This is a genomic window from Micromonospora sp. WMMD736 (genome assembly GCF_049179015.1).
GTDB lineage: Bacteria > Actinomycetota > Actinomycetes > Mycobacteriales > Micromonosporaceae > Micromonospora.
The window spans coordinates 5,050,533-5,063,455 of the sequence record NZ_JBMHMI010000001.1 but is presented as its reverse complement, the minus strand read 5'-3'; the positions used below and the strand labels follow the sequence as shown (position 1 = coordinate 5,063,455).

The following is a 12,923-nucleotide window of genomic DNA, read 5'->3' as shown; positions in this document are numbered from 1 at the left end:
CGTCGTCACACCTGGTTGTCGAGGAAGGAGAAGAGCTCGTCGTCGCTGGCGGTCTCGAACGATTCGGGCGCGTCGCCGACCGGCGGGACGCCGCCGAGGGTGTCCAGCAGACCGCCGAGTTCCTTGCTGATCCGCTGCCGCAGCGGGTCGTCCGGCGAGACGTCCGCGACGAAGCGGCCGAGCCGCAGGATGCCGGCAAGCAACTGTTCGGGATCGGGTGCCGCGTCGGGCACCAGTTCGGCCCGTAGCCGCTCGGCGAGAGCCTCGGCGGTGGGGTGGTCGAACACGAGTGTCACCGGGAGGCGCAGGCCGGACACCCGGTTGAGCCGGTTACGCAACTCCAGTGCGGTGAGCGAGTCGAAGCCGAGTTCCTTGAGCGGCTGGCCGACCGGCACCGCCGCGGCGGAGGCGTACCCGAGCACCTCGGCGATCTCCTCGGCGACCACCTCACGCAGCAGGCGTTCCTGCTGCTCGGGCGGGCGGGTCTCCAGTCGGTCGAGGCGACCGGCCGAGGCCTCTGCCCGGGCCGCCCGGCGTGCCGGAACCCGGATGAGCGACCGCAGCAGGTGTGGAGCCGTCGCGGGGTCGGCCGGCCGCAGCGCGGCGGGGTCCAGATGCATCGGCAGCAGCAGCGCCTCGGGCGACCGTACGGCCGCGTCGAAGGAGGCCAGCCCCTCGGCCGCAGACATCTCGGCGATGCCCAGCCGGGCCAGTCGACGCACGTGACCCTCGTCGAGGTGCTCGGTCATGGTGCTGCGGACGCCCCAGAAGCCCCACGCCAGCGAGGTCGCCGTCAGGCCGAGGGCTCGGCGGTGTGCCGCGAGGGCGTCCAGGAAGACGTTCGCTGCTGCGTAGTGCGCCTGTCCGGCGGTGCCGAATGTGCCGGCCGCACCGGAGAAGAGCACGAACGCCCGCAGATCGTGACCCCGCGTCAGCTCGTGCAGGTGCAGCGCCGCGTCGACCTTGGGACGCAGGACGGCGTCGACCCGCTCTCCGGTCAGCGCGGTGAGGACCCCGTCGTCGAGCACGCCGGCGGTGTGGACGACCGCGGTCAGCGGACTCTCGGCGTCGATCCCGGTCAACAGGTCGGCCACCGCCGCGCGGTCCGCCACGTCACACGCGGCCCAGCGAACCCGGGCGCCGAGCTCGGCCAGTTCGGCGCTCAGCCGCTCGGCACCCTCGGCGGCGTCGCCACGCCGGCTGACCAGGAGCAGGTCACGCACCTGGTGTTCGCGGACCAGGTGTCGGGCCACCAGACCGCCAAGCGTGCCGGCCGCGCCGGTCACCAGCACGGTGCCGTCGGGGCCGAACGGGGTGGGCTGGTCCGGTGCCGGATGGAGCCGGGCCAGCCGCGGTGCCAGCACCACACCGTTGCGGATGGCCAACTGCGGCTCGTCGGCGGTGAGGGCGGCCGGCAGGACGCTGGCCGTACCGGACCCGTCGTCGAGGTCCACGATCGTGAACCGGCCGGGATGCTCCGCCTGCGCCGAGCGCAGCAGACCCCACACCGGGGCATCGGTGAGGCTCGGCGTATCGGCCGGGCCGGTCGCGACCGCGTTACGGGTCAGCACGACGCAGCGGATCCCGGCGAAGCGTTCGTCGGCGAGCCACGCCTGCAGCTCGGCCAGGGCGGCGCGGACCACGCCATGCACCTGCTCGGCGACCGCCTCCGAGCCGTTCACGTCCGACACGACGTCGAGCGGCAGCAGGGCGACGGCCGGGCGGCGGGCACCCGCGGCCAGCGCCTCGGCGAACTGGGCCATACCGGGGTAGTGCGGTGGCAGGCCCGCGTACTGGCCGCTGGTCAGGCCCGATTCCGCCCCGATCAGCACGATGTCCTGGCCGGCGGCGGCGCCGTCGACCGGGACCGGCTTCCAGTCCAGGCGGAAGACCGACGCCGCGGCGCGTTCGTCGGCGAGCCGCTCCACGGCCACCGGGCGCAACACCATCGCGTCGATGGTCAGCACGGCGGCGCCGCTGCCGTCGAAGGCTGCCACCGTGTACCCGCCGCCGTCCGAGGTGGTGAGGCGGACCCGCAGCTCGGTGGCACCGGTCGCGTGCAGGCTGATGCCGGTGAAGGAGAAGGGCAGCCGCCGGTCACCAGCGCCGAGGAGGAAGGTGCCCTGCAGAGTGGCGTCGAGCAGCGCCGGGTGTACGCCGTACCCGTCGTGCTCGGCGAGGTCCGCCGCGAGAGCGACCTCGGTGAGGATGTCGTCGCCGTGGCGCCAGGCCGCCCGGACGCCCCGGAACGCTTCGCCGTACTCGTATCCGGCCTCGGCGAACTGTGCGTACAGGTCGTCCACGTCGATCGGGACGGCATCCACCGGCGGCCACGGGCCGGCCAGTCCGGGCGCCGGGACGGCGTCGGTTGCCAGCCGGCCGCTGGCGTGCATGGTCCACGGCGGTCCGGAATCACCGGCCCGGGAGTGGATGCTCAGCTCCCAGCGGCTGTCGGCGCCGGGCCGCACCGTCACCTGCAGGTCGACACCTCCGCTGGACGGCAGGACGACCGGCTCGTGCAGCACCAGCTCCTCGACCGTGTCGCAGCCGACCGCGTCGGCGGCGTGCCGGGCGAGTTCGACCATCGCGGCGCCGGGCAGGATGACCGTGCCGGCGACTCCGTGCTCGGCCAGCCAGCGGTGCTCGCGCAGGGTCAGCCGGGTGGTGAAGGTGGCGGTGCCATCGGGCTGGGTGACCATGGCGCCGAGCAGCGGGTGGCCGCCCGGGGCGAGGCCGAGAGCGGTCGGTTCACCCGCGCCGGCCCCGTCCAGCCCGGACGTGCGCTGCCAGTAGTGCTCCGACCGGAAGGGATACGTCGGTAGGTCGACCGGTTGGGCGCCGGTGAACAGGGCCGAGAAGTCGACCGGCACACCGGAGACGAACAACTCTCCCGCCGCGGTGAGCACCTGCTCCCAGCCACCACTGTCCCGACGCAACGAACCCACCGCGACCACCGAGGCACCCACCACCTCCGCGGTCTCCTGCACCCCCATCACCAACACCGGATGCGGCGACACCTCCACGAAAACATCAAAACCATCCGCCAGAAGAGCCCGCGTCGCATCCTCGAACAACACCGGACGACGCAAATTCTCATACCAGTAATCCGCACCCAGCAAACCACCATCGACCGGCTTCGCCGACACCGACGAATACAACGGCACCACACCCGCCGACGGCACCACACCCGCCAACGCCTCCACCAGATCCCGCTCAATCAACTCCACCTGAGCAGAATGCGAAGCATAATCCACCGGAATACGCCGAACCGACACCCCGGAACCCTCACACGACGCGAAGAACTCCTCCAACGCCGCGACCTCACCCGACACCACCGTCGACGACGGACCATTCACCGTCGCCACCGACAACGACCCACCAAAACCAGCCAACAACCCCCGCACCCGCTCCGCCGGCAAACTCACCGACACCATGCCACCCAACCCCGACAACCGCAGCAACAACCGCGCCCGCAACGCCACCACCCGCGCCGCGTCCCCCAACGACAAAACCCCCGCCACACACGCCGCCGCGATCTCACCCTGCGAATGCCCCACCACCGCCGCCGGCCGCACCCCCAACGACTCCCACACCGCCGCCAAAGACACCATCACCGCAAACAAAACCGGCTGGACAACATCCACCCGATCCAACCCCGGCGCACCCTCCACACCCAACAAAACATCCAACAAAGACCACTCAACAAACGGCGCCAACGCCTCGGCAGACTCCGACAACCGCCGCCGGAACACCTCCGAAGAACCCCACAACGCCACCGCCATATCCACCCACTGCGAACCCTGCCCAGGAAAAACAAAAACCACCCCGGACCGATCCCCAGCCACCCCCGAAACACCACCACCAGCAGCAACCTCACCCAAACCCGCCACCAAAGCGGCACCATCACCACCCACCACCACCGCCCGACGCTCAAAACGCGAACGGTGGGCGAGCGAAGCGGCCACGTCGAGGGGCGGCAGGCCCGGCACCGAATCGGCGAGCCGGGCCGCCAGCGCACGGAGGGCGTCGTCGGTGCGGGCAGTGAGAAGCAGCGGCACGACCCGGTCGGACGCCGGGGCATCCGGCACGTCGGTCGCCGGTGGCGCCTGCTCGATGATGGCGTGCACGTTCGTGCCGCTGATTCCGAAGGCGGAAACGCCCGCGCGGCGGGGACGGCCGGTCTCCGGCCAGGCACGGGCCTCGGTCAACAACCGCACCGCACCCGCCGACCAATCCACATGCGGAGACGGCTCATCCACATGCAACGTCGCCGGCAACACCCCATGCCGCAACGCCAACACCATCTTGATCACACCAGCCACACCCGCAGCCGCCTGCGGATGCGCGATGTTCGACTTCACCGACCCCAACCACAGAGGCTCACGCCCCCCACGACCCTGCCCATACGTCGCCAACAACGCCGACGCCTCGATCGGATCACCCAACCGGGTACCCGTCCCATGCGCCTCCACCGCGTCCACATCAGCGGGTTCCAGGCCGGCGACCGCCAACGCCCGTCGGATCACCTGTTGCTGTGCCTGACCGTTCGGCGCCGCGAGGCCGTTCGACGCGCCGTCCTGGTTCACGGCGGTACTGCGCACCACCGCCAGCACCTGGTGTCCCCGCGCCCGAGCGTCGGACAGCCGCTCGACCACCAGGACACCGACACCCTCACCCCAACCCGTACCATCCGCGCTCGCCGCGAACGCCTTGCACCGACCATCCGCCGACAACCCCCGCTGCCGCGAAAACTCCAAGAACATCCCCGGCGACGCCATCACCGTCACACCCGCCGCCAACGCCAGCGAACAATCCCCCGCCCGCAACGCCTGCACCGCCAAATGCAACGCCACCAACGACGACGAACACGCCGTATCCACCGTCACCGCCGGACCCTGCAAACCCAGCGCGTACGCCACCCGACCGGAGACGACACTTGACGACTTGCCGGTCACCAAGAAGCCTTCGAAGCCCTCCGGCGCCTCGTGCCAGCGGGAGCCGTAGTCCTGGTACACCATGCCGGCGAAGACGCCGGTGTCGCCGCCGCGCAGCGACACCGGATCGATACCCGCCCGCTCCAACGCCTCCCACGACGTCTCCAACAACAACCGCTGCTGCGGATCCATCGACAACGCCTCACGCGGCGCAATACCAAAGAACCCCGCATCAAACTCCGCCGCGTCATACAAAAACCCACCACGACGCGCATACGTACGCCCCGACACCCCCGGATCCGGGTCGTACAACGCCTCCACATCCCACCCACGATCAGCCGGAAAATCACCAACCGCGTCCACACCATCAACAACCAACCGCCACAAATCCTCCGGCGACCGCACCCCACCCGGAAAACGACAACCCATCCCCACGATCACCACCGGATCATCACCATCCGACGACCGCACCACCGGCACATCAACCACCCCCGCCGAACCCACGAGTTCCTCGCGCAGATGCCGCGCGAGCCGCTCGGGCGAGGGATGGTCGAACAGCAGCGTGGTGGGCAGCTTCCGGTCGACGACACGACTCAACCGGTTGCGCAGTTCCACCACGGTCAGGGAGTCGAAGCCGCTGTCCTTGAAGGCTCGATCGGCCGGCACGTCCCCGGCATCGCCGTGACCCAGCACCGCGGCGGCATGGGTACGCACCAGGTCCAGCAGGGCCTGCGTCTGTTCGGCCTCGGAGCGGCCGTGCAGTGTGCCGGCGAAGCCGTTCTGCTCGGGTTCCTCGGTGGTGTCCGAGCTGGGTGCCACCAGCTCGGCCAGGAGCCGGTCGCGGGAAGGAGCGGCGGCGGAGAGGGCGTCCGGGTCGAGGTCCGCGACGACCGGGCAGGGCTCCGCCCCACCGACCAGATCGGCGAGCGCCTCCACGGCGAGGCCCGGATCCATCGCGATCACGCCGCGCCCGCGCATCCTCGTCTGCGCGCTCTCGGCGGCCATGCCGGCGCCGCCCCAGATGCCCCAGGCGATCGCGGTAGCGGGCAGGCCGTCAGCGCGCCGGCGCCGGGCGAGGCCGTCGAGGTACGCGTTGGCCGCCGCGTAGGCGGCCTGCCCGCCGTTGCCGAGGACGCCCATCACCGACGAGAAGAGAACGAACGCGTCCAGGTCGGAGGTGAGTTGATCGAGGTTGGCGGCGGCCACCACCTTGGGGCGAAGCACGTTGGCGATCTGCTCGGGGTCGAGGCCGTCCAGCACACCGTCGTCCAGAACGCCGGCGGCGTGCACCACCGCGGTCGGCCGGTCCTCGGCCGGCAGGCCGGCCAGCAACGCGGCGAGCGCCGCACGGTCGGCGACGTCACATGCGGCAAGGGTGACTCGTACGCCGAGGGCGGTGAGTTCGTCCCGGAAGTCGGTCGCGCCGGCCGCGTTCGCGCCACGCCGGCTGACGAGCAGGAGGTGCTCGGCGCCGTGCTCGGCGAGCCAGGTGGCGACGCGTCGGCCGAGCGCTCCGGTCCCGCCGGTGACCAGCACGGTGCCGCGGGGCCGCCATCCGGCCGGTCGTGCGCCGCTCGCGCTGGTGAGCCGGCGGGCGAACAGGCCGGCGGGCCGGATCGCCACCTCGGTCTCGCGAGCCGTACCGGACAGCACGGCCCCCAGGCGCTGGGCCGCACGATCGTCGAGTCGGTCGGGTAGGTCGACGAGGCCGCCCCACCGGTCGGGGTGCTCGACCGCGACGACCCGGCCGAGGCCCCAGAGCGCGGACTGCTCCGGCTCGGTGCGTTCAGCGCTGTCCGCGGACACACCGCCCCGGGTCATGAGCCACAGGGGAGCGTCGACTCCGGCGTCACCGAGCGCCTGCACGAGGGTGACCGTCGGCACCACAGCGGGCATCAGCGAGACGACCCCGGCCACGTCGCCGGCCCCGGCCAGCAGGTGGGTCATGTCGGCACGGTCGGTGCCGGCGGGCACGACGACCTCCACGGCACGCGCGCCCAGGTCACCGAGCGCAGCGGTGACGACGCCGGGTACGGGCCCGTCCTCCGGCCGTACCACCAACCACGTCCCGGTCAGGACCGTAGCGGCGGGCTCGGACACCACCGGGGCCCAGCTGATCCGGTACCGCCAACCGGCCGCGGCGGACTCGCCGGTACGACGCTGCCGCCATGCCGACAGGGCCGGCAGCACCGGAGCCAGGACGTCATCGTCGACCAGGCCGAGCATGGTGCGCAGGGCGCTGTCGTCGGCGCGGTCGACCGCGTCCCAGAAGCTCGCCTCGGCCGGGTCCCCAGCGGCTTCGGAACGCGTGGTCTCCAGCCAGTAACGCCGGCGCTCGAAGGCGTACGTCGGTAGGTCGACCGGTTGGGCGCCGGTGAACAGGGCCGAGAAGTCGACCGGCACACCGGAGACGAACAACTCTCCCGCCGCGGTGAGCACCTGCTCCCAGCCACCACTGTCCCGACGCAACGAACCCACCGCGACCACCGAGGCACCCACCACCTCCGCGGTCTCCTGCACCCCCATCACCAACACCGGATGCGGCGACACCTCCACGAAAACATCAAAACCATCCGCCAGAAGAGCCCGCGTCGCATCCTCGAACAACACCGGACGACGCAAATTCTCATACCAGTAATCCGCACCCAGAAAACCACCATCGACCGGCTTCGCCGACACCGACGAATACAACGGCACCACACCCGCCGACGGCACCACACCCGCCAACGCCTCCACCAGATCCCGCTCAATCAACTCCACCTGAGCAGAATGCGAAGCATAATCCACCGGAATACGCCGAACCGACACCCCGGAACCCTCACACGACGCGAAGAACTCCTCCAACGCCGCGACCTCACCCGACACCACCGTCGACGACGGACCATTCACCGTCGCCACCGACAACGACCCACCAAAACCAGCCAACAACCCCCGCACCCGCTCCGCCGGCAAACTCACCGACACCATGCCACCCAACCCCGACAACCGCAGCAACAACCGCGCCCGCAACGCCACCACCCGCGCCGCGTCCCCCAACGACAAAACCCCCGCCACACACGCCGCCGCGATCTCACCCTGCGAATGCCCCACCACCGCCGCCGGCCGCACCCCCAACGACTCCCACACCGCCGCCAAAGACACCATCACCGCAAACAAAACCGGCTGGACAACATCCACCCGATCCAACCCCGGCGCACCCTCCACACCCAACAAAACATCCAACAAAGACCACTCAACAAACGGCGCCAACGCCTCGGCACACTCCGACAACCGCCGCCGGAACACCTCCGAAGAACCCCACAACGCCACCGCCATATCCACCCACTGCGAACCCTGCCCAGGAAAAACAAAAACCACCCCGGACCGATCCCCAGCCACCCCCGAAACACCACCACCAGCAGCAACCTCACCCAAACCCGCCACCAAAGCGGCACCATCACCACCCACCACCACCGCCCGACGCTCAAAACGCGAACGGTGGAGCAGGGCGGCACCGACGTCGCCGGGGTGAAGCTGCGGGTTCCGTGCGAGGAAGGCGGCCAGGTTGCCGGCCTGAGCGCGCAGCGCGGACTCGGTCGGGCCGGACACCGTCCAGACGACCGGCCCGCCCGCGCGCTCCATCTCCGCCGCGACCGGCTCCGGCTCGGGCTCCGACTGCTCGATGATGACGTGGGCGTTCGTGCCGCTGACCCCGAAGGAGGAGACGCCCGCGCGGCGCGGGCGGCCGGTCTCCGGCCAGGCACGGGCCTCGGTCAACAACCGCACCGCACCCGCCGACCAATCCACATGCGGAGACGGCTCATCCACATGCAACGTCGCCGGCAACACCCCATGCCGCAACGCCAACACCATCTTGATCACACCAGCCACACCCGCAGCCGCCTGCGGATGCGCGATGTTCGACTTCACCGACCCCAACCACAGAGGCTCACGCCCCCCACGACCCTGCCCATACGTCGCCAACAACGCCGACGCCTCGATCGGATCACCCAACCGGGTACCCGTCCCATGCGCCTCCACCGCGTCGACCTCGGTAGCACCGAGACCCGCCGAGGCCAGCGCTCGCCGGATCACCCGCTGCTGGGCTTCGCCATTGGGTGCGGTCAGACCGTTGGAGGCGCCGTCCTGGTTGACCGCCGAGCCGCGGACCACCGCCAGCACCCGATGTCCGCGCGCCCGAGCGTCGGACAGCCGCTCGACCACCAGGACACCGACACCCTCACCCCAACCCGTACCATCCGCGCTCGCCGCGAACGCCTTGCACCGACCATCCGCCGACAACCCCCGCTGCCGCGAAAACTCCAAGAACATCCCCGGCGACGCCATCACCGTCACACCCGCCGCCAACGCCAGCGAACAATCCCCCGCCCGCAACGCCTGCACCGCCAAATGCAACGCCACCAACGACGACGAACACGCCGTATCCACCGTCACCGCCGGACCCTGCAAACCCAGCGCGTACGCCACCCGACCGCTGGCTACGCTCGCGGTGCTGCCGGTGAACTGATAACCCTCGGTCTCGGCAAGCGGCTCGTGCAAAGGCGCGCCGTACTCCTGCGCGGTGAGCCCGGCGAAGACGCCGGTGTCGCCGCCGCGCAGCGACACCGGATCGATACCCGCCCGCTCCAACGCCTCCCACGACGTCTCCAACAACAACCGCTGCTGCGGATCCATCGACAACGCCTCACGCGGCGCAATACCAAAGAACCCCGCATCAAACTCCGCCACGTCATACAAAAACCCACCACGACGCGCATACGTACGCCCCGACACCCCCGGATCCGGGTCGTACAACGCCTCCACATCCCACCCACGATCAGCCGGAAAATCACCAACCGCGTCCACACCATCAACAACCAACCGCCACAAATCCTCCGGCGACCGCACCCCACCCGGAAAACGACAACCCATCCCCACGATCACCACCGGATCATCACCATCCGACGACCGCACCACCGGCACATCAACCACCCCCGCCGAACCGACGAGCAGTTCGTCGAGGAGGGCGGCCACGTCCGCGGGCGTGGGCCGGTCGAAGAGGATGGTCGCGGGCAGCGGCAGACCGGTGGAGCGGCTCAGCTCGCCGCGCAGCTCGACCACGGTCAACGAGTTGAAGCCGAGGTCGCGGAACGTACGCCGCAGGGCGACCTCGCCCGGATCGGAATATTCCAGCACCGCCGCGACGCACTCCGCGACCAGGCGGAGCAGCGTCCGCTCACGATCGGCCGCCGGCAGCCCGGCCAGCCGTTCGCGCAGGGCAGCGCCGGGGTGTTCGACTTCGGGCTCCTCGTCCCCGGCGGGCTCGGGCGAGCTGGCGGTCACCGCGGCTACGGTTCCGTCGGGCAGCCAGTAGGGGCGCCGGGCGAACGCGTACGTCGGTAGTTCCGTCCATCGCGGACGGTGCGGCGCGAAGAGGGCGGCGTCGTCGAAGGATGCCCCGGCGACGTGGAGCTGGCCGACCGCCGCCGCGAGCGAGGCGGTCTCGGATCGGTCGCCGCGCAGCGTGGCCACGCAGGTCACCGATCTATCGGCGGCGGCGAAACCGTCCCGCGCCATGGCCGTGAGCACGCCACCCGGGCCGATCTCGACGAAGGTGTCGATGCCCTGGGCGACCATCTCCTCGACGGCGGCGTGGAACCGAACGGTGGCGCGGGCGTGTCGCACCCAGTATTCGGGGTCCTGGAGCTGCTCGGCCGGCGCGACCGCACCGGTCACCGTGGAGACGATCGGCAGCGTCGGCGGCCGGTAGGTCAGCGACGCCGCGATCTGGCGAAATTCGTCGAGCATCGGCTCCACCAGGTGCGAGTGGAACGCGTGGCTCACGGTGAGCCGCCGGGTCTTGTGACCACGGGCGGCCAGGGCGGCGGTCACCTGGAGCACCGCGTCCTCGTCACCGGACAGGACGGTGGCCTGCGGGCCGTTGACGGCGGCCAGACCGGCGCGGTCCTCGATCCCCGCCAGCAGGGGCAGCACCTCGTCCGGGGCGGCCTGCACGGCCACCATCGCGCCACCCTCGGGCAGCGCCTGCATCAGCCGGCCGCGCGCGGCGACCAGGGCCGCCGCGTCGGCAAGGTCGAGAACACCGGCGACGTGGGCCGCGGTGATCTCGCCGATGGAGTGTCCGGCGAGCAGTTCCGGCGCGACACCCCAGGAGCTGACAAGGCGGAACAGTGCGACTTCGAACGCGAAAAGGGCTGGTTGCGTGTAGCCGGTCTGATCCAGCAGCGCCGCCTCGGCAGTGCCCGGCGCGGCCACCATCAGGTCACGGATCGACCGGTCGAGGTGCGGGTCCAGCGCCGCGCACACCTCGTCCAGTGCGGCGGCGAAGATCGGATATGCCTCGGCCAGTTCGCGGCCCATCCCGGGCCGCTGGCTGCCCTGGCCGGTGAAGAGGAACGCGATCCGCGGTGACGCGGCGGCCACGCCGGTCCGCACACCGCTCGCCCGCCGGTTCCCGGCCACCGCCGCGAGGCCGGCGAGCAGCTCGTCGCGGCTTCCTGCGACGACTGCGGCGCGGTGCTCGAACGGGGTCCGGGTGCGGACCAACGCGGCGGCGACGTCGGCCGGGTGCGGTTGGCGCGTGCCCAGCCAATCGGCGAGCCGGGCGGCCTGGCCGCGCAGCGCGGCCTCCGACCGCGCGGAGAGCAGGTACGGCAACACGGCGGACCCGCCGTCCGCGACGCCCTCCTCCGCTGCCGCCGGATCGGGGCACTGCTGACTGCCGAGCACGACATGGCAGTTGGTGCCACCCATCCCGAACGAGCTGACGCCGGCCAGCACCGCGCCGTCGATGGGCTGTGGCGTGGTGGCCACCCTGAGGCGGAGCCGGTCCAGGTCGATGTCGGGATTCGCGGTGGTGAAGTGCAGGGTGGCCGGAATGGTGCGATGGGCCAGGGCGAGAGCGGTCTTGAGCAGCCCCGCGATGCCCGCAGCGCCCTCGAGGTGGCCGATGTTCGTCTTCACCGAGCCCACCAGCAGAGGATCGGCTTCCGGGCCACGGGCCGCGCCGAGCACCGAGCCCAGCGCCGCCGCCTCGATCGGATCGCCGACCCGGGTTCCCGTACCGTGCAGCTCGACGTACCGGACCTCGGCGGGCGCCACGTCGGCGTCCGCGTACGCGTCGCGCAGCACCGCCTCCTGACCGGTCCGGCTCGGCGTGGTCAGGCTCTCCCCGCCACCGTCGTTGTTCGTCGCGGAGCCACGGATGACGCAGTAGACGCGGTCACCGTCGGCAACCGCCGCGCTCAGCGGCTTGAGCAGGACGATGCCGCCGCCCTCGCCGCGCACGTACCCGTTGGCCCGGGCGTCGAAGGTGTAGGAGCGGCCGTCCGGGGAGAGCGCCCCGAACCTGGCGACCGCGACGGTGCCTTCGGGGTCGAGCATCAGGTGTACGCCGCCGGCCAGCGCGACGTCGCACTGGCCGGCCCGGAGGGCCTGTGCCGCGAGGTGCACCGCCACCATCGAGGAGGACTGGCCGGTGTCGACCGAGAGGCTCGGTCCCCGCAGCGCCATCGTGTGCGAGACCCGGTTGGCCATCATGCTTCGGTTGAGCCCGGTGACGGTGTACTGCCCGGCCGGGGTGCCGGCGCGGCGCAGCAGGGCCGCGTAGTCGTCCGACATCGCGCCGACGAAGACGCCCGCCGAGGTGCCGGCAAGCGCGTCGGGCCGGATACCGGCGTCCTCGACGGCCTCCCAGCAGAGCTCCAGCGTCAGCCGCTGCTGCGGGTCCATCGCCGCCGCCTCGCGGGGCGAGATCCCGAAGAAGGCCGGATCGAAGCCCTTGACGTCGGTGAGATAGCCGCCACGAAGCGGCACCGACCCGTCGGCCGGGCGCCGCTCGTCCGGCGTGTCGGTGATCGCGTCCACACCGTCGCTCAGCAGCCGCCAGTACTCGGCCGGTGAATCGGCCCCGGGTAGACGGCAGGCCATGCCCACGATGGCAATAAGATCGTCTCGCACAAAAACCCCCCGTGGTTTTTTCGATGAGCA

1 protein-coding gene is annotated in these 12,923 nt (G+C 70.9%); it reads right to left on the bottom strand.

The window, feature by feature from the left end:
- Positions 1-5: 5 nt before the first annotated feature.
- Entirely contained in the window at positions 6-12,893 is a 12,888-nt protein-coding gene (locus ACN269_RS22855; protein WP_421474337.1) for a type I polyketide synthase, read from the bottom strand.
- Positions 12,894-12,923: the final 30 nt, after the last annotated feature.